This is a genomic window from Nitrospira japonica, from assembly GCF_900169565.1.
Classification (GTDB): domain Bacteria; phylum Nitrospirota; class Nitrospiria; order Nitrospirales; family Nitrospiraceae; genus Nitrospira_C; species Nitrospira_C japonica_A.
Genome location: NZ_LT828648.1, coordinates 2181722 through 2200639, shown reverse-complemented (window position 1 = coordinate 2200639; position 18918 = coordinate 2181722). Strand labels below are relative to the sequence as shown.

General features: G+C 58.3%; 19 protein-coding genes and 4 tRNA genes. 7 read left to right on the top strand and 16 right to left on the bottom strand.

Going from position 1 to position 18918, the window contains the following annotated elements:
- Window positions 1-93: 93 nt before the first annotated feature.
- The 12 genes from rplA to NSJP_RS10545 all read right to left on the bottom strand — a co-directional run bounded on the left by rplA (window position 94) and on the right by NSJP_RS10545 (window position 7797).
- On the bottom strand, window positions 94-786 hold the full coding sequence (gene rplA, locus NSJP_RS10600) for a 50S ribosomal protein L1 (protein ID WP_080886872.1): 693 nt from the start codon (window positions 784-786) through the stop codon (window positions 94-96).
- Between the two features lie 25 nt (window positions 787-811).
- Window positions 812-1237, bottom strand: coding sequence for a 50S ribosomal protein L11 (rplK, locus tag NSJP_RS10595; RefSeq protein WP_080886871.1), 426 nt, complete (start codon window positions 1235-1237; stop codon window positions 812-814).
- A 58-nt stretch (window positions 1238-1295) separates the two neighbouring features.
- Window positions 1296-1832 (bottom strand): transcription termination/antitermination protein NusG, encoded by a 537-nt coding sequence (gene nusG / locus NSJP_RS10590; protein ID WP_080886870.1) that lies wholly within the window; start codon window positions 1830-1832, stop codon window positions 1296-1298.
- A gap of 142 nt (window positions 1833-1974) precedes the next feature.
- Window positions 1975-2169: a preprotein translocase subunit SecE gene (secE, locus tag NSJP_RS10585; protein ID WP_080886869.1), complete on the bottom strand. Its 195-nt coding sequence runs from the start codon at window positions 2167-2169 to the stop codon at window positions 1975-1977.
- 154 nt (window positions 2170-2323) lie between these two features.
- A tRNA-Trp gene (locus NSJP_RS10580) sits at window positions 2324-2398 on the bottom strand.
- 39 nt (window positions 2399-2437) lie between these two features.
- On the bottom strand, window positions 2438-2587 hold the full coding sequence (rpmG, locus tag NSJP_RS10575; protein WP_080886868.1) for a 50S ribosomal protein L33: 150 nt from the start codon (window positions 2585-2587) through the stop codon (window positions 2438-2440).
- Between the two features lie 42 nt (window positions 2588-2629).
- The gene (gene tuf / locus NSJP_RS10570) at window positions 2630-3835 is read right to left on the bottom strand and encodes an elongation factor Tu (protein WP_080886867.1); all 1206 of its coding nucleotides are present in this window, start codon (window positions 3833-3835) and stop codon (window positions 2630-2632) included.
- A 171-nt stretch (window positions 3836-4006) separates the two neighbouring features.
- Window positions 4007-4082, bottom strand: a tRNA-Thr gene (locus tag NSJP_RS10565).
- Window positions 4083-4222: 140 nt separating this feature from the next.
- Window positions 4223-4297 (bottom strand) — tRNA-Gly (locus NSJP_RS10560).
- 105 nt (window positions 4298-4402) lie between these two features.
- A tRNA-Tyr gene (locus NSJP_RS10555) sits at window positions 4403-4487 on the bottom strand.
- Between the two features lie 396 nt (window positions 4488-4883).
- Window positions 4884-5765, bottom strand: coding sequence for a hypothetical protein (locus NSJP_RS10550; protein ID WP_155970099.1), 882 nt, complete (start codon window positions 5763-5765; stop codon window positions 4884-4886).
- A gap of 4 nt (window positions 5766-5769) precedes the next feature.
- Window positions 5770-7797, bottom strand: a complete 2028-nt coding sequence (locus NSJP_RS10545) for an ATP-dependent helicase (protein WP_080886865.1) — start codon at window positions 7795-7797, stop codon at window positions 5770-5772.
- A 178-nt stretch (window positions 7798-7975) separates the two neighbouring features.
- Here NSJP_RS10545 and NSJP_RS10540 point away from each other — a divergent pair, with 178 nt between their 5' ends.
- The 4 genes from NSJP_RS10540 to NSJP_RS10525 all read left to right on the top strand — a co-directional run bounded on the left by NSJP_RS10540 (window position 7976) and on the right by NSJP_RS10525 (window position 12926).
- Window positions 7976-8821 carry a hypothetical protein gene (locus NSJP_RS10540; RefSeq protein ID WP_080886864.1) on the top strand — a complete coding sequence of 282 codons (846 nt, stop codon included), beginning with the start codon at window positions 7976-7978 and terminating at the stop codon, window positions 8819-8821.
- 70 nt (window positions 8822-8891) lie between these two features.
- A complete protein-coding gene (gene glgP, locus NSJP_RS10535) occupies window positions 8892-11048 on the top strand; it encodes an alpha-glucan family phosphorylase (protein ID WP_080886863.1) in 2157 nt (718 codons plus the stop codon).
- 46 nt (window positions 11049-11094) lie between these two features.
- Window positions 11095-12468: a HEAT repeat domain-containing protein gene (locus NSJP_RS10530; RefSeq protein WP_172834282.1), complete on the top strand. Its 1374-nt coding sequence runs from the start codon at window positions 11095-11097 to the stop codon at window positions 12466-12468.
- A gap of 2 nt (window positions 12469-12470) precedes the next feature.
- Complete coding sequence (locus tag NSJP_RS10525; RefSeq protein ID WP_080886861.1) at window positions 12471-12926, top strand: hypothetical protein; 456 nt, start codon at window positions 12471-12473, stop codon at window positions 12924-12926.
- 39 nt (window positions 12927-12965) lie between these two features.
- On the opposite strand, the gene NSJP_RS10520 is transcribed toward NSJP_RS10525, so the two are convergent.
- From NSJP_RS10520 to NSJP_RS10505, 4 genes are all read right to left on the bottom strand, one after another.
- Window positions 12966-13784, bottom strand: coding sequence for a HEAT repeat domain-containing protein (locus NSJP_RS10520; protein WP_080886860.1), 819 nt, complete (start codon window positions 13782-13784; stop codon window positions 12966-12968).
- A gap of 33 nt (window positions 13785-13817) precedes the next feature.
- Window positions 13818-14033: a hypothetical protein gene (locus NSJP_RS10515; RefSeq protein WP_080886859.1), complete on the bottom strand. Its 216-nt coding sequence runs from the start codon at window positions 14031-14033 to the stop codon at window positions 13818-13820.
- Between the two features lie 157 nt (window positions 14034-14190).
- On the bottom strand, window positions 14191-14826 hold the full coding sequence (locus tag NSJP_RS10510; protein WP_080886858.1) for a septal ring lytic transglycosylase RlpA family protein: 636 nt from the start codon (window positions 14824-14826) through the stop codon (window positions 14191-14193).
- Between the two features lie 209 nt (window positions 14827-15035).
- Window positions 15036-15392 (bottom strand): hypothetical protein, encoded by a 357-nt coding sequence (locus NSJP_RS10505; protein WP_080886857.1) that lies wholly within the window; start codon window positions 15390-15392, stop codon window positions 15036-15038.
- Between the two features lie 238 nt (window positions 15393-15630).
- Here NSJP_RS10505 and NSJP_RS10500 point away from each other — a divergent pair, with 238 nt between their 5' ends.
- Genes NSJP_RS10500 through NSJP_RS10490 form a run of 3 tightly spaced genes read left to right on the top strand, consistent with a single transcriptional unit; the run spans window position 15631 to window position 18916 of the window.
- Complete coding sequence (locus NSJP_RS10500) at window positions 15631-16629, top strand: ABC transporter ATP-binding protein (protein ID WP_080886856.1); 999 nt, start codon at window positions 15631-15633, stop codon at window positions 16627-16629.
- A complete protein-coding gene (locus NSJP_RS10495) occupies window positions 16626-17396 on the top strand; it encodes an ABC transporter permease (RefSeq protein ID WP_080886855.1) in 771 nt (256 codons plus the stop codon). The genes NSJP_RS10500 and NSJP_RS10495 overlap by 4 nt, the downstream gene beginning before the upstream one ends.
- Window positions 17393-18916 carry a GldG family protein gene (locus NSJP_RS10490; protein WP_172834281.1) on the top strand — a complete coding sequence of 508 codons (1524 nt, stop codon included), beginning with the start codon at window positions 17393-17395 and terminating at the stop codon, window positions 18914-18916. The genes NSJP_RS10495 and NSJP_RS10490 overlap by 4 nt, the downstream gene beginning before the upstream one ends.
- Window positions 18917-18918 lie beyond the last annotated feature (2 nt).

The window sequence follows — 18918 nt, the reverse complement described above, 5'->3', positions numbered from 1 at the left end:
CTTAATGGCGCCAATCGGTCATCGCACCCTACGGCAGACTCTCGACGGACCGGGTGTTCTCCGACGCGATCGACCAGTTGCGTGGCGCCGGTTTTAGCTCCACTGCTTGGCAATCGCCGCGGCGTCGAGCTTGACCCCTGGCCCCATCGTGCTCGAAATGGTCACGCTTTTCAGATAGCGGCCCTTGCATGAAGCCGGTCGCGCCTTGACCACCGCTTCCAGCACGGCTGACGCATTGTCATACAGCTGGTCGGCGTTAAAAGAGACTTTGCCCACGGGAACCTGCACGATACCGGCCTTCTCAACCTTATACTCGACCCGCCCTTTTCGGATTTCTCCGACAGCCTTGCCGACCTCAAAGGTCACCGTCCCGGTCTTGGGATTGGGCATGAGCCCGCGAGGACCGAGGACTTTACCCAGTTTTCCCACAGCAGCCATCAGGTCCGGCGTCGCGATCGCGGAATCGAACTCCATCCATCCGCCCTTGATCTTCTCCATCAGATCATCGGAACCCACAAAATCCGCGCCAGCCTGACGCGCTTCCTGCTCCTTCTCTCCCTTGGCGAAGACCAGGACGCGCATCTTCTTTCCCGTGCCATGCGGGAGCGATGTGGTCCCCCGAACCATCTGGTCGGAACGCTTCGGATCAACGCCAAGACGGATGGCCAGATCGACGGATTCATCGAACTTGGCATAGGCGGTGCCCTTCACTACACCCACGGCCTCGCGCAGCGCGTATTGGCGCGGCTCGACCTTGTCGAGCGCAGCTTTCATTTTCTTTCCCATATCGGGTACTCCTTCCGTCTCGTCGTTAGCCTTGGATGACCACGCCCATGCTGCGGGCCGTGCCTTCGATGATCTTGACGGCTCCCTCCAAGTCGGCGGCGTTTAAATCCGCCAGCTTCTTCTGGGCGATTTCGTTCAGCTGTTTTCTGGTGATCTTTCCGACCTTGTCCTTCTGGGGCACACCGGACCCCTTGATGATACCGGCGGCCTTCTTCAGCAAGTCTGAAGCCGGCGGTGTCTTCATGATGAAGGTAAAGGTCCGGTCCTTATAGACGGTGATCACCACCGGAATGATGCTGTCACCTTCCTTCTGGGTCTTCGCGTTGAATTGCTTGCAGAACTCCATGATGTTGACGCCGTGTTGACCAAGCGACGGCCCGACGGGAGGCGCCGGATTGGCCTTTCCCGCAGGAATCTGCAATTTGATTTGTGCGCTGATTTCCTTTGCCATGCGAACTCCTTAAGGCTGCCGGGCTCTTCCGCCTTCCCTCAGGCGATCCCCTGCCCGTTCAAATCCGTTCCACCTGCAAAAATCCCAATTCGACCGGGGTCGACCTTCCAAAAATACTCACCATGACCTTGAGCCGGTTGTGATCCTGATCGACCTCGTCGACCATGCCGTTGAATCCCATGAACGGACCGTCGACGATCCGAACATTGTCGCTCTTGATAAACTTCACCTGCTCGCGAGGTCCCGCATTTCCCGCATCGACCTGCTTCAGCAATTCCGCGACTTCTTCACCGGTCAGCGGCGTCGGCTGAGCCCCTCCCCCAACGAATCCGGTCACCTTCGGAGTTTCCTTGATCATCTGAAGGGTCTCGTCCGTCAACGGAGTCTCGAGCTCGACCAGCACGTAACCGGGGAAAAACTTCCGGCGCGAGGTCCGGCGCTTTCCGTCCTTGATTTCGATCACATCCTCGGTGGGCACCAGCACCTGCCCCAGGTGCTCGGCCAGACTCATTTGGTTGGCCCGCTCAAGCAAGCTGGTCTTGACCCGCTGCTCAAAGCCCGCATAGGTGTGGATGACATACCAGTTTTTTCCCATGCCCTACCCTCGAATCGCTGGTTCAAGCCACAATGGCGCAGACGACACGAACGTCCCAATACAGGCCATCGACTGTCTTTCTACAAACAACGGTCACCCCAGGTCTCCCGGATCAGGAGTCCAGCGCGATTTTCATCCAGCGCTAAAGAATTTTTCCGACTAACCACACCAAAAACGAATCGATCACCGAGAGATACAGAGACATCAGCACACAAAAGACGATCACCACGGTGGTCGATCCAATTGTCTCGGCACGGGTGGGAAATGACACCTTCTTGAGCTCGGTGCGCACATCGGTCAAAAATGTCTTGACCGATTCGATCATCCGTTTAAACATCTCATTACCTACTTCTTTTCAAGCATCAGGCATCGGCCCGTTCAGCCAAAACAGCCCAATCACGCTTCAATATCTCCAGCCATGAGAACCCCGGCGACGCCTGACCCGCTCAGCAAGAACCATTGAACCGCGTCGCGGTCGAGCGAACTCTGCTTGGCAGGGGCACTAGGATTTGAACCCAGACTTTCGGTTTTGGAGACCGACGTGCTGCCATTAACACTATGCCCCTACGTGACAGCCGTTCCCTCAACCATGAACACCGGCCTGACTATTTCACTTCCTTATGGGGCGTATGTTTCCGGCAGAACTTGCAGAACTTATTTCGCTCCAACCGGTCAGGATCGTTCTTCTTGTTCTTGTTGGTCGAATAGTTCCGCTGTTTGCAGGTGGTACAAGCCAAGTCGATAATCTCTCGCATCGCAATACTCCCATGCGGTCAGAGGACCGCAGCCTCTTTTCGTTACGCCAGGATTTCGGTGACGACGCCGGAGCCGACGGTCTTGCCGCCCTCGCGCACGGCGAAGCGCAACCCCTGATCCATCGCAATCGGGCTGATCAACTCGGCCGTCACGCTCACGTTGTCCCCCGGCATCACCATCTCCACCCCGGGATTCAACGACACAATCCCCGTCACATCCGTCGTCCGGAAGTAGAACTGCGGCCGATACCCGTTGAAAAACGGCGTATGCCGCCCGCCCTCTTCCTTCGTCAGCACATAAATCTCCGCCTTGAACTTCGTATGCGGTGTGACGGTCTTCAGCTTGGCCAAGACCATCCCCCGCTCCACATCTTCCTTCTTCGTGCCCCGCAGCAACACCCCGATGTTGTCGCCCGCCTGCCCCTCGTCGAGCACCTTGCGGAACATCTCCACCCCCGTCACCACCGTGTTCTGCGTCGGCCGCAAGCCCACGATCTCAATTTCATCGCCCACTTTCACGATCCCCCGCTCACACCGCCCCGTCACCACCGTCCCGCGTCCGCTGATCGTGAACACGTCTTCCACCGGCATCAAAAACGGCTTGTCGATCGGCCGCTGCGGCGTCGGAATATACGTATCCACCGCGTCCAACAACTTCATGATCGCCGGCACCCCCAGCGGGCCTCCGTCCCCTTCCATCGCCTTCAGCGCACTGCCCTGGACGATCGGCGTCTTGTCCCCCGGGAAGTCATACTTCGACAGCAACTCCCGCACTTCCAATTCCACCAGGTCCAGCAATTCCTTGTCGTCGACCTTATCCGCCTTGTTCAAAAACACCACGATGTAGGGCACCCCCACCTGGCGCGCCAACAAAATATGCTCCCGCGTCTGCGGCATCGGCCCGTCCGCCGCGCTCACGACCAGGATCGCCCCGTCCATCTGCGCCGCCCCCGTGATCATGTTCTTCACATAATCCGCGTGGCCCGGACAGTCCACGTGCGCATAGTGCCGCTTGTCCGTCTCGTACTCCACGTGGCTGATCGCAATCGTCATGATCTTCGTCGCGTCCCGGCGCCCCTGGCTCTCCGAGGCCTTCGCCACTTCGTCGTAGCTAATGAACTTCGCCATCCCTTTATCCGCACACACTTTCGTCAACGCCGCCGTCAACGTCGTCTTCCCGTGATCCACGTGCCCAATCGTCCCGATGTTCACATGCGGCTTCTTCCGCTCGTATTTCGCCTTCGCCATACATCACCCCTTCTAGTTCGGACCCCCTTGCGGCATCCGGCAATCCGGAAACCCTGGGCCTCTGCATCGAGCAATCAATCAGTCGAGCTTGAAACCATTCCAACGACTCAAGGCACCCACATCCCGTCGCACATCACTATGAAAAGCGCTCCAGGTCGAGCAAGCTCTGCATGGAGCCCACGACGCGGATCGAACGCGTGACCTCGTCCTTACCAAGGACGTGCTCTACCAACTGAGCTACGTGGGCGTTCCTGCAATCGGTGGCAAGCCACTGTCCGTCAACCGTCCCAATATATTTGGAGTCCGAGATGGCAACTCCCTTCCAGTCATCGCCCTGAATTGAGATATCAGCCTATCGACATCTCTATGGCTATGGGCTCTCCCATTTGGAGCGGGCGGTGGGAGTTGAACCCACGACAGCCAGCTTGGAAGGCTGGGACTCTACCGCTGAGCTACGCCCGCATCATCGGCCCACTCGATCATTCGCTACGCTGCAAAACTCCCTATCTGACTCGCCCGTAGTCGACCACGCCAGCCAAAAGCCCCCTGGTCGAGCAAGCGCTGCGTTGGTGGGCAGGCAAGGATTCGAACCTTGGAAGCCGATGGCAACAGATTTACAGTCTGCCCCCTTTGGCCACTTGGGTACCTGCCCGAACAGCCAACGACAATGTTCAACAGAAAATCTGATCCTCTTATTCCATCACCGCGCACGAGAAAAGAAGAGCAGGCTTGTCCATGTACAGCACCTATTCCTTTTTGAAGAAGGATAAAGTACTGAACTGGGGACAGAGCCTTGTTCAAGAAACGCCCGATTCTATTGATGAAGTATCTTGAAGTCAAGGGGGAGGAGGCCGATGGCACAATTTTTTCTTTTTGTGTCTCAACCCTCCCTACCTAAATACCTCCCTCATCAGCCGCACTTTCACCATCATCACAATCCGGAAAGCAGGATGCGCTGCGCATGGAACGTTCCCCACTACTGCACCACGCATCCAAGATCATCGTCCCTAAGCAGGCAATTCTTTTCAGTTTCTTGGGCTAGACATGGCTAACAGGAATGGGGAAATCGAGGGAATCCGCCAGAACCGAGCATCTGACCGGCCTGCCTGGTCAGATCGTCAGGGAAACCGAGCGCCTCCCGCATAAGGTGTTGGACTTCCTCCGAGGAAATCCGAGAAGCTGGAGCTAGGAATCGCTTCCTCGCCACGGCTCGCTCCTCAGAATTCTCCGGTTCATAATAGCCCCGAAGTTTCCCCTCACGATCCGCAGACTCCAGGCGGCGCAGCCAATCCGAACGGGATTTTGCCGACTTCAGAAGAGACTGCATGGTTCGGCCAGCTGATTCCGATTGGTTCCACACTGCCCATCCAACAAAGACCGCCCACGCTTCGTTTAACGCTTCCCACGATTCGACCTCGCTCAGAAATCGTTCTTCCGTCTCAGTCCGACGTTGCACGACCGGATTGATGAGAACTACACCATACCGGCATTGTTGCTGCTTGCGCGCGAACGTCAACGTGGCCCCCCGACCATCGGTCGCCAGATAATCCATGTAGGCGTGAAACAGTTCGTGGTAGAGCGTTTCCATCTCGCTGCTGGTCAGACGATTCAGCGGACGCAGCGTACCTCCGGCAGCATTGAATGACAGCGTACGATTCAAGACCATTCGATGCTCGCCCAGATGATACTCGGCCGCGAAGGCCTGGAGATCGTCGAATTCAAACTTGACGAAGTCGGCTGGCACGGCCTTGAGAAACTTCACCGGGAGCCCCAACCGTTCCGCTTCACCTGCAATTTGTCGCCAAATGTGGTCGGACGTCCCTTGCGCTCCGGACGCTGCGATCAAGACAAGGCACCAGCAGACCAGCAGACAGAAAGGCAGACTCCAGTCACGGAACGGCCGCATCATGTGGGCAAGCGATTGAGGCACGGGATCAGTAGGAATCGTCCCGATAGCGGCGCCAGTCGGAATGCCCTCCCTCTTCGATGAGAGCCAACTGCTCGAACATGGCCGGGGAGACATGGTCGAGAAACCGCGTCGGTTTCGAAAGCAGCATGCCGCTGCTCTTATCGAAAACATTGATCGGATAGGTGAGATATAGATGCCGCTTCGCTCGGGTGACCGCAACATAGAACAGGCGGCGCTCCTCCTCCAAATCTTCATCTGCGACGAACGAATAGAGCGACGGGAATTTCCCATCGACGATCCAAATGACGAATACACATTGCCATTCCAATCCCTTGGCCGAATGGATTGTGGACAGGACCATCCGCTCATCGTCCCGGTCCGGCGCTTCCACATCCACCGCGCTCCCGTCCGGAGGCTCCAATGCAAGGTCGGCGAGAAACTGGCCGACTTCGGCATATCCCTCTGCGATGGTATGCAGGTGATCCAGGTCCCTGGTCCGCTTGGGATAGTCGTCGTACTGTTCTTTGAGGATCGGCAAGTAATACTCATAAATGTGATTTACCTGCTCGGCCGTCCCCAGATCGGCCGAACCGGCCAGACTTTCGAGCGTATGGGCCAGATTCTTCAGCCCTTGGCCCGATCTCCCGCCTACGTCCCTCAAGACCCGATAGGGCGCATCCGATTTGACCAACGATGCCAACAGATCCTGCGCCTTCTTCGGACCGACGCCTTCGACCAACATCAGCACCCTGTGCCAGCTGACCGCGTCGAGCGGATTGGCGACCACGCGCAGATGCGCCAACAGATCCTTCACATGCGCCGTTTCGATGAACTTGACGCCGCCGCGCTTGACGAACGGCAGGCCGCGGCGGGAGAGCTCGATCTCCAGATCAAAAGAATGGAAGCTCGACCGGAACAGCACCGCAACTTCGCCGAGCGGCACCCCTTCCTCGCGAAGCTCAAGGATTTTCTGCGCGACGAAGCGGGACTGGGCATTCTCACCCGCGGCCTCCGCCAAGGTCGGCAGCGGCCCGTCCAGCTTGCGCGTGAACAGGCGCTTACTGTATTTTTCGGCCGCCTCTTCGATGATGCAGTTGGCAAGATTCAAGATCGGCTGAGTACTGCGGTAGTTTTCTTCCAGCTTGTAGATCGTCGCGCCTGGAAAGAGCGCGGGGAACTCCATAATGTTCTTGAATGTCGCGCCCCGAAACGCATAGATCGACTGACTGTCATCTCCCACCACCGTTACGTTCTGATGCGTCGAGGCCAGTTTGCGGATCACGTCGGCCTGCAGGCGGTTGGTATCCTGATATTCGTCGACGAGGATGTACCGATACAGGCTGGAGATCGACTCCTGCGCATGCGGGTCTTCGGTCAACAGTCGCCGCAGCAGAACCAACAGATCGTCATAGTCCGCGAGCTGCCGTTGCCGTTTCGCAGCCTGATACCCCCTCTGCAACTGTCCAAGCGCGTCAAGATGGTCGGCGAAATGACTGAATTCTTCCAATAGGATGTCGTCCAGGCTCCGCAGCGTATTTTCGGCCTTGCTGAAAATTTCGGCGATCGTCCCCTTCCGGGGGAATCGCTTGTCCTTTTCGTTGAGCCCCAACTGCGACCGCACGAGCGCAATCAAGTCCTCCGCATCCCCGCGATCCAGAATGGTGAATCCCGGTTCCACTCCGATGGTTCGGCCGTAGCGGCGCAACAGCATGTTCGCGACCGAGTGAAACGTGCCGCCGCACACGCGTTCGCTGCGCGAGCCGATCAATTCTCCGGCTCGATCGAGCATTTCTTGCGCCGATTTTCTCGTAAACGTAAGCAGCAAAATATGCGAGGGGTCAATACCCGAATCAATCAGATATGCCACGCGATAGACCAGCGTACGGGTTTTGCCGCTTCCCGCCCCGGCAATCACCAGCGACGGACCGTCGCCGGCCGTCACCGCGGCCAATTGCTGAGGATTCAGCGCCGCCGCATAATCGATCGACAGCTTGCGCGGGGTGGTGTCGTCCGCAGTCCGCTTCAAGATGTAAGGGGTAATGTTTCGATTCATTGATGAGCGTTCGCAGGTATGTCTGCGCTGTATAACATTATGGTTGAGACCGTTTCAACGCGGCGGGATCCCGTCACAATCGGCTCTCGGGATGCCCCTGGAGTCTGAAGGGATCTCTCGGCTATAATGCGCCTCCTGACGGCACCGGACCTTATACTCCACAGTACTATATCTATATATGGGAAAGACGCCATACGGAGCCCAACAACGGTCGCTCGCCGAATTGATGCTGGCCGTCGCCGGCGAATCCGTCACTGTGATGAAGAAGAATGCGCCGGAGCAGGCCATGAAGCTCAAGCGCCAGGACGAGTGGGGCCTCTATCTGGAATTCCTCAAAGTCATGTTCAATCTGACGGACAGGATTTCAGCCTTCCATATTCCGATCAAGGACCAGCCGGAGTTCATGAACGGGCTGGAGGACGCGGTGACCATCCAGCTCAAGACGGTCTTGGAACCCGCGTTCGGCTCCGGCGTCGATCAGTCTGAAATCATGATGACGATCGGAGGCGCCGTGGCGGAGAGCCGCCAACTCTATGAGCGCTATCGTTTTTCCATCGCAGAAGACAGCAAGGCAAAGAACGAGATGTTTGACGTCTTCGGCGGACGTGTCGCGGAAGCTCTCGGCGTCAGCGGCCATCCTCAGATTACATCTGCCGCCACACTCTGCGCCAGTGCCGCGGTCCCGGCGATCACCGCCATTCTGCAGGGTGACGCTCCTCCCATGTCGACCGGCATGGCCGTGCAGCCGACGTCCGCCTCGATGACACACATGGAAACGGCTTCTGCGCCCCAAAATCCTACCGGAAATGAAATCAAGCTCATCAGCGTCATGTCCACCGTCTCCGGCGAGGAAGTGGAAACTCGCTGGGGACTGCATCCTCGCTTTCGCCAGGATCTCACCCAGGAAGAAGTGCAACAGTTGACCAAACTGATGAATCGAGTTGCAAAAATTCTTGGCGAACGCTACGCATCCGTGGCATTCTCGGATGAGTGGACCTCCTGGCACAAGGCCGGCCACGCCTGATCTTACTTGGCGCGGGGTGCTCGGCAATCCCCTCACGACCATCCCGGCCCCACATTCATAAGGAGTCGCAGTGGAGACTACGAACATTGCTCAGAACCCACGTGCCGGTTTGCCGCTCAGCTTGGCCCGCCTTGGGGAACTCTCGCAAAATTTGTGGTGGAGTTGGACGCTCGAAGCACGGCAGCTGTTCGAAACGATCGACCCCACGCTCTGGTTTCTGACCCAACATAATCCCGTCAAGCTGCTCGCGGACGTGAAACCGGAACGACTGGCGCGGCTGGCGGAAGATCCGTCCTATCTCCGGCAATATTCCGCGGTGATCAAACTGTTCGATCAATACCTGGCCAATGGCCATAGTTGGTTTAGCACACAGCACGCCGCTTCGCTGAAAGAGACCATCGCCTATTTCTCTGCAGAATTCGGCCTTCACACCTCGATCCCGATTTACAGCGGTGGCCTGGGCATTCTGGCCGGCGATCACTGCAAAGAGGCAAGCGACCTCGGGGTGCCGCTGGTCGGCATCGGCTTCATGTATCCCCAGGGCTATTTCCGGCAACGAATCTCAGCCGAGGGGTGGCAGGAAGCCGCCTATGCAGCCTTCAATCGCGCGGAGTCTCCTATTCATCCGGCGCTGACTCCGTCCGGAGAACCGTGTCGGATTGCAGTGGAGATAGGCGGGCGGACCGTGGCCGCGGTCGTCTGGAAGGTGCAGGTCGGTCGGGTCCCGCTCTATCTGATCGACACGGACGTGCCTGAGAATACGCCGGAACACCGCGCCCTCTCCGCCCGATTGTACGGGGGAGATCAGGAAATGCGGTTATGTCAAGAAATCCTGCTGGGCATCGGCGGAGTTCGCGTGCTCCGCAACCTGGGCATCGCCCCCTCTGTCTGGCATGCCAATGAAGGACACTCAGCATTTCTCACCCTGGAGCGCTTGCGTGAATTTATGCAAGCAGGCACGTCCCATGCGGAAGCCAGCGAGATTGTCCGGCAGAGCACTGTCTTTACGACCCATACGCCTGTGCCCGCCGGTCATGACGTGTTTCCGCACCACTTGATGGACAAGTATTTTTCCGGTTTTTGGGATCAGATCGGCCTCTCGCGTGAGGAATTCCTGGGCCTGGGCGAAACGCCGGAATCTCGGGGACAGGGATTCAACATGACCGCCCTTGTGATGCGGCTGTCGGCACATCTCAATGGAGTCAGTCGTGAACACGGACGGGTTAGTCGCCAAATGTGGCAGCATTTTTGGCCCGGACTTCCCGTTGAACAGGTGCCGATCCGGAGCATTACCAACGGTATCCATGCTCCGACGTGGATTTCTCCCGATCTTCACAGGCTGTATAGCAAATCGCTCAGCCCGATGTGGGCCGAGAGCTGCGACGATCCGGCCATGTGGCAACGGGTTGCCGATATTCCCGATCATGAACTCTGGGCCGTGCGCCAGACGATGAAGCGCAAACTCATGGGCTTCATACGAGAGCGTGTCCGCTCCGGTTGGATGCAGGGAATGCTCCACCCTTCGCAGGTGCTGGCGCGAGGCACCCTGCTCGATCCCGAAGCGCTCACGATCGGCTTTGCCCGACGGTTCGCCACGTACAAACGAGCCACCTTGCTGTTCGCCGACCTCGACCGTTTGAAACGCCTTCTCCACGACCAATGGCGGCCCGTCCAATTGATCTTCGCCGGCAAAGCTCATCCCGCAGACGAACCGGGACGCTATTTCATTCACGAGGTCATGAGCTATTGCCAAGACCACAAGTTGGGAGGCCAGGTGGCGTTTCTGGAAGACTACGAGATGCACATGGCCAAGTATCTGGTTCAAGGCGTGGACATCTGGCTAAACACCCCGCGCTTTCCGATGGAAGCCAGCGGCACGAGCGGTATGAAGGCGGCACTCAATGGCGCGCTGCATTTCAGTGTGCTCGACGGGTGGTGGCAGGAAGGGTATAACGGGGCGAACGGCTGGGGCATTCAACCACTGGCCGATGGCGACGTCGACGTTCAGGACCGCCACGATGCAGACCAGCTCTATCGGCTGTTGGAGCAAGAAGTCGTCCCGCTCTACTATCAACGGGACATTGACGGTATCCCGCGAGGCTGGCTCCAACTCGTCAAAGAAAGCATCAGGACTGTGGCACCAGTCTTCTGCACCAAGCGGATGGTTAAGGACTATGTGGAGATGCTCTACACGCCGGCAATGGCCAGAACCCCAACGATATGGTAAGAGCGTTTCTTCCGCTTCCCTTCCGAAAAACTCAATTGCCCATGGCATGGTGACCCGCCTCTCGCTACTCGCAATTTCATTTACGGCGCTTCTGCTTGCCGCCATCCTTGCTTCCGGTGCAACTGCGACCACACCGGGAACCAGCCTTGAGCAGGAAGCCTCTCAGGCTTACCGCGAGGCAGAATACGACAAGGTTCTCAAGTTATGGAATTCACGGCCCTCGGACAGCACCCCGTCGAAGGATCTGCTTCGCGTGACGCTTCAAAGCTATCTGAAATTGGGCCAGACCGGGGAAGCCCTGACGCTATACGACCGCTTGGTTCCCAGTGACCAGCCGGATGAATTTCCGCTCCTACGTTCGCTTGCGTTGAGCACACTGACCACGCACGTCCGTGATCCCAAGGAATACGTCAGAATTGCCGCCTACAGTGCGCTGGCGGAGTTGGGGCTTGCCGAGACCCGATCTATTCTCGAGGACGGCCTCCTGGATCCTTCCCCCTTGGTGCGGGCTCGCGCCGTGGAGGGTCTGGGTCGTGCCGGGCTCGCCTCGAAGTCGGACGCGCTGCGACGCGCGCTTCGGGACGACATGCCGCCTGTACGCATTGCCGCCATGAATGTACTGAGTGAAGGGGGAGTCAACGATATCGTGCCCCGGCTGATCGAGGTGGCGAGAACCGAAGACGGCCCCGAAGGCGTATTCGCCTATGCCGCACTCTATCGATTGGGTAAACAGGACATGCTGCGCGATATCACGGGAGCCGCCACGCTTCCGGATCCGGAAACCCGCATGGCCGCATTAGGTGCGCTCGGCAAACTCAAGCGGCCGTCGACCCTCGCGGTGCTCAGCCAAGGGGTCTACGATCCCGAGCCATCGGTTCGCGCGTTTGCCGCCGGCGCGTTGGGAGAGTTCGGTCAACCCGGGGCGGTCGCGCCGCTCACACACGCGATCGGGGACGAGCACGCCAGGGTCAGAGGCACTGCCGCCGTCAGCATCGGCCGGCTCGGCATCCCCGAAACACGTCCGCTGTTGCTCCAATTGACGAGGGACGCATCCATGCAGGTGCGCGCCAACGCCGTGGAGGGTCTTCTCCGATTGGGCGATTCATCCGCTGTCCTAATTGCGACGGACCTGGCCCGTCATCCGGATCCGTCAGTTCGCGCCGCCACGGCACAGGCTCTCGGGATGGCCTCCGACAAGCAGGGGATCACCATCCTCCAGACTCTGTTGCAGGACCAGCAACCTCAGCCCAGACTCTTCTCGGCAAAGGCCTTGGGAAAAACGAATCCACCTCCGTTCGCGCTGTTGAAAAAAGGTCTGCACGACTCGGACTCGGCGGTCCGTATCACCGTGGCCGGAAGCCTGCTGCAACAAATCGACCGACACAGCAAGTCCACGGCATCCAAGGGACGGAAAGGATAGGCATGTGGAAATTCATCGGAGTGCTCGTCCTGATTACGGGGTCGTTTGCAGCGGGATTCTATTTCGGACAGCGGCCGACCGGAACTCTGGAGCAAACAGTGGCTGGGTTACCGAAATCGATACGGGAAGTCTCTCGAAACGTCATGGATACCACGATGGGAATCGAACAGGATCTCCGCAGGCGGCAAGCCCTGCTCGAAACCAAATCAAAAATCGTTCAAGCTCGCTCAGAGGTGCTGGACAAAAATTTCGGGGAAGCGGCGAAGCAACTGGCGGACGGCGTGGCCGGTCTGGAAGCGGCTATCAAGGGAGCGCGCCAAGATGGCTCGACTCAGGCCGTGCGGTCCATCATTGGCACATTGCAGGAATTGCGGCTGGAACTATCGATGGGAAAACCGGTTCCGATGAAGAAACTCAACGACGTTCAAAAGGAAATCGACCGGCAACTCGACAAGTAGAGAACGACTCCGCGCGCACAACGTCAGGCGGGAAGCCGCTCAGGCGTTGGCCGGCTGTTTTTTCCACTTCGCCAAAATTCGCTCGGCCCGCATCCTCACCACCATATCCGAATCTTTCGTCAACGGCTTGATGGCCTCGCGTCCACGATCGTCTCCGATCGCTTCCAACGCAGCAGCGGCCGTCAGACGCGTAAACCAGTCCTTATCAGCCAGCATGTCAATCAGCGGATCGATGGCATCGGTATGCTTGATGCGGCCGAGAGCCAGCACGGCCTGCTTTCGGACCAACTCATCCTTGTCCTTCAATGCCACAATCAGGCGCGACAAGGCCGGGGCGCCCAACTCGACCAAGGCATTAGTCGCATCGTCCTTGAATTCGTCGTTCCGCAGCTGGAGCATGAGCGGGTCGAGAACTCGTTCATCACGGATCTTTCCCAATGCGCCGATCGCGTACTTGCGAACGTCCCAATCACGAAGCAGCTTGAGCAGCAATTCTACGGCGGGAGAGCCGATCTGACCGAGACCATCCACAGCGACTTCCCTAACCTGCCAGTCGCCGTCCCGCAGCGCCTGGCACAACGGTTCTACGCACCGCTCATCGGCCATTTCCCCAAGAGTAATGGCTGCTTCGCGTCGAACAACCCAGTCAGGATCCTTGAGCAGATCGATTTGTATGTCGATCTCGTCCTTCGGCTTCTCCTCTTCGAGCAGCACGGCCTCAGGCTGTTCATCCGTCGTCTCAGCCACAGCCGTCTCGCCCGTCAATTCGGCCGCCACCTGGTCGGTGAGTTCGTCGGAGGCGGCGTCAGAACCGGCTTCTTTGTGTAGGTCTTGGTCGTGTGTTTCCGATTGTTCCATGGATCGCTTCCTTACGCGGTGGCTGAATGCCGGCTATCCTGCCGCCGGAGCTCCCTCGGCTGCCGGTTTGTTCGCCCCGGCATGCTTCTTCCTCAGGGCCAGCGCGCGCCGCTTCCGCTGTTCGCGCTTCAGCCGTTTCCGAAGCGCGCGGAGTGCCGCATCACCTTCGGGATTCTCGTGGCCGCTCAACTTCGTGGCGACTTTTTTCTTGAGCCGCGATTCGTCCGATTCCGTCCCCTTTTTCGCCATGACAAACCTCCGCCTTCCGTCAAGTTCTCTGGATCATTCTCGAAGAAATTGAGCCGGGGGAATTTGAAACGTCCCGAGCCCCCGCATCAAGCACATCCGCCGCAGTCTAGTGGACCGCTTTAGGCGCTGTCAACGGGAGCCGGGAGACCGTACCGGATTAGTCGAGAACAAGCGCGGCAAGCTGGACATGCGCCGTATGATCTGCCGCCAATGTCGCCGGAACGCTCAGGTTTCTTCGCCGAGTCCACAAATCGCCGGGACGGGGCCGATGAGGAGCGCCGAGCGCGACGCCGTCGGGCTGTGCCGTCGAATCGGCCCTGACGATCCTGGCAAGGGACAATGCCGCGACCGCATCGGAGGAGAGCAGCGCATCCGGCCGCCGCTCTCCGACGATTTCAACCTGGACCAGCGACAGCCCCCCCTTTACCATGCCCACTCGCACCGCTGCGGCATGTGAAAGATCCAAGATTCGGCCGTTGACATAGGGACCGCGATCCGTGATCCGAACATAGACATACTTACCATTGGTCAGATTGGTCACACGGACCACGCTCCCCAGGGGCATCGTGCGATGAGCGGCGGTCAACCCTTCCATATCATAAATGGTCCCGTCTGCGGCCTGCCTGCCATGGAACGGTTCGCCATACCATGAGGCGATGCCGCGATCCTTGATACCGGCGTCGAATTGGGAATCACCCTTCGGAATCCAAGAACAGCCGCCCACGAGGCACCAAGCGCCCAGAGCGACGGCCAGAGCGGCAGTACACGGTGATGGCGTTGCATGAACGGTCATGTCGTCACCTCTATCCGGTTGAACCGATGGCTTTGACTCTCACGGTTCAACCTAAAGCCAGCGCTGCCGTTCAACAATACCGACAGCGTAGTCCCCGCCCCCTACGTTCGGCTGGAGCCGGGATTAATCACATAGCATCACATGTGCGGGGATGCGCCCAGACTCCCCCGTCATCCCAAAGGCCGCATTGGCTCCCGCCCAGGAACTCATCAGCCCTTGGCTTGGATCATCCTGGCGAGCAGGCCTTCGGGACTCTTTATATACGTGAGCCAGACGCTCTCGCCTACCCGAATACTATGGAGCGGAACCTTTTTCTGCCCCCGTAGAATCTTGGTCTGAGCCGTAACGGTGGCGCCGACGGTCATGAAATTCTTGGGAGTGATCGGGGTATTGACGACAATCAGTTGCGGAGACTGATTCGAGGTCACCCCAATGACAATCCCTTGTACCTTGTACGTGCGACCCTGAGCGGCCTGAACGAGGGGGACGCACAGCAACCCAATCGAAATCGCCATCACCGCTGTGGAAACCCAACGCCAAGTCGGCGTGACGATTCTGTCTCTCATTGCCGGAAGTCGTTCGGAGTGTGGTGGACTCTAACAGGATGCTCGGCGCGTGTAAAGCTGCCGTCTATACTGCCGGAGTCCTCCCAATGGCTAACTTACATCTCGCGCAACGATATTGACTGCCCTCTGTCCGATGAGTAAGATGCCCTGTCTTTTACATGGACCAACGGTGATGAGTAGCCCGCCTGTATAGACCTCGACGATTTCCGTTCAGCCGACAGCACACCAGCGACGACAGATGATTGACGTTCAGCAAGTCACCAAGCGATACGGACAGCATACCGCCATTGACCGAGTGACCTTCTCCGTCGCCAAAGGAGAGGTGCTCGCCTTTCTGGGCCCCAATGGAGCCGGCAAGACGACGACCATGCGGATCCTTACCTGCTTCCTTCCGGCCACGGAAGGATCGGCACGGATCGCAGGCTACGACTGTCAGGATCAACCGTTGGAAGTGAAACGGCGGATTGGCTATTTGCCGGAAACCCCGCCCGTCTATCAAGAGTTAACGGTCGATGAGTACCTTCGATTCGTTGGGCAACTCCGCGGCCTGACGAGCAACACTCTCACCGCGGCAATCAACCGCGAAGTAGAGCGGTTGGGATTGGGGCCGGTCCGGCATCGATTGATCGGCAATCTTTCTCGGGGCTATCGGCAGCGCGTGGGACTGGCTCAAGCCCTGGTTCACGATCCGCCCGTGTTGATTCTTGATGAGCCGACAGTGGGGTTGGACCCAAAGCAAATCATTGAGATACGGGAATTGATCAGAAGCCTGGCGGGATCACACTCGGTCATCCTCAGCACGCATATTCTTCCTGAAGCGACCGCCGTCTGTCAGCGCGTGGTGATCATCAGCGCCGGACGTATCGTCGCCGAAGACACACCCGATCAACTCTCCGCCCGCTTGCGCAACTCGGAAAAAATCTCAGTGGTGCTCAAGCGGCCGCCAGGCGACGTCGAAGCCCGGTTCAAGGAGATCCCCGGCGTGCAACATGTCCTTGCCGGCGGTGAAGGGGGCGGCTTCCTTCTGGAATCCGAACTGGGTCACGACATTCGAGAAGACGTCGGCCGTCTTGCCGTGAACAGCGGCTGGGGCCTTGTTGAACTCAAGCCGGTTTCCATGACGTTGGAAGACGTCTTTCTCCGTCTCACGCGCCACGAGGAAAGCATGGGCGAACCGGGGCAAGGATCCGGCCAGACGGAACTCGAACCCATGGAACGCGCGGAGACCTCATCATGACGCCGGTCGGCGCCATCGTTGCCAAAGAGCTACGCTCGTATTTCGTGTCGCCGGTCGTCTATGTCGTCGGAGCGGTGTTCCTGCTCATCGTCGGACTGCTGGCCTATCTGTACATCGTGTTCGCAGGCGCCCAAGCGATCCAGTTGATGCAGATCCAGGGCGGCCAGGCGCAGATCAACCTCAACGACCTCATCTTCCGCAATCTCTTTGCAAGCGTGCGATTCGTTCTCCTGATCATTCTGCCAATCCTCACCATGCGACTCTTCGCGGAAGAGCGGAAGCTTCGGACCTTTGAGTTCCTGATGACCTCCCCCGCCGGACTGAACGAGATCGTCGCCGGGAAGTTCGTAAGCGTATTCCTGGTTTTCCTGGGCTTGCTCGCATGGACAAGCCTCATCCCGCTGACCCTGTCGCTCTTCAGCGATTTCGACTGGCACCCCGTGTTGACCGGCTATCTGGGGTTGGCGTTACTCGGCGCATTGTTTCTCAGCGTGGGGCTCCTCGCGTCTGCGCTGACCGAGAATCAGATCGTCGCGGCGTTCGTCAGTTTCGGTCTCTTACTGCTCCTGTGGCTCCTCGCCGGTATGGGCTCCCTGCTGGGCGATACCACGGCAGGTCAGATCATTTCCTACGTCTCGTTCATGGAGCACTACGACCACCTGGTGCGCGGTCTCGTGGACACGAAGGACCTCGTCTACTTTGCCACCGCGATCATTCTATTGTTGTTTCTTACTCATCGCGTCGTCGATTCCACCAGATGGAGATGAACCTCAGAACCCTGCCACTGGGTGTATTGGGAACGGCCCTGGCGGTCGCCGGCCTGGTCGCCTACAGCCTCGCACCCGAGAAGCTGTGGCTCGTGACGGTTGTAGAAGGGCTGGCGCTGGTCTGCCTGGTTGCATTCTTCATCGTCCATTTTCAATCGCTCAAGAGCTTTTCGTCCCGTCGGTCCACGCGGCTCGGGGCCAACAGCCTGATTCTGACTCTCTTGCTGGTGGCGATTCTGGCGATCATCAACTTTCTGTCGGCCCGCCACTCGGTTCGGTGGGATCTCTCTGAAAATCAGAACTTTTCGCTTGCGCCTCAGACCCATCGGGTTCTACGCAGCCTGCCACGCGACGTAAAGGTCACCGTCTTCACAAGAGAAAAAGATGCGGGATATCAGTCTTACAAAGAACGGCTTGACAGTTATCGACAGGCAAGTCCCAAGCTGGCCGTCGAATTCATCGACCCGGAACGCCAGCCCAAGGCAGCGCAATCCTATGGGATCACCAGAACCGACACGGCCATTTTCGAAAGCGGCACACAGACGGTCCGCGTGACCAATCCATCGGAAGCGGAATTGACCGGCGCGCTCATGCGCGTTTCGCGGGACGAGAAAAAGCGCATTCTTTTCCTGGAAGGCCACGGAGAACACAGTCTCACGGACCGGGAACGAACAGGTTTCTCTTCCGCCAAGGAGCTGCTGATCAGACAGGGCTACCAAATCGACTCAATCAGTCTGTTATCGCAACCTTCGGTGCCGGACGGCACGGCGATCCTCGCACTGGCGGGGCCCCGTAAGCCGATTACGTCGGATGAGCTGGACCGTATCCGCACATACGTGGACGCGGGAGGCCGACTGCTGCTCATGGTGGATCCGGACACACAGGCCGATCTGTCCCCCTTGTTGTCCCGATGGGGGCTTGGACTTGGTCCCGGAGTGCTTGTCGACCTGCAGGACCGGCTCGCTCAAGGCGATCTCACTGCCTTGCTGGTCCGCACCTTCACCGAACATGAAATTACGCAAGATCTGAATGCGGCCGTGCTATTTCCGCTCGCCCGACATATCACCTTTGACGAGCAGACGGGAAAGGACTGGGACTACGTGCCGCTTGCACGCACCTCCCCGAACAGTTGGGCTGAAACGGATCTGAAGGGCCGGGTCGTGGGTCTCAATGAAAAGGAAGACATTAAGGGCCCGCTTCCGATGGCCGCTGCCTTGGCTCCCAAAGCACCTCCCGTTGAAGGCAAGCCAAGACCAGGAATCGTGATCATCGGTAACAGCACCTTTGCAACAAACGGCTTCGTCAATTTCCCAGGCAACAGTGATTTTCTTCTACACACCACAGGGTGGCTGGCGGAGGATCGAGAACTGCTTGCCATCGGTCCAAGAGACCAGGCCCTGAGACCCTTTATTCCCAATCCGATTCAGGAACGAACGCTGCTCTATGTGCAAGTCATCCTTATTCCTGCCTTGCTGTGCATGATCGGCCTAACGGTGTGGCGGAAGCGGCGCCGACTCTAATC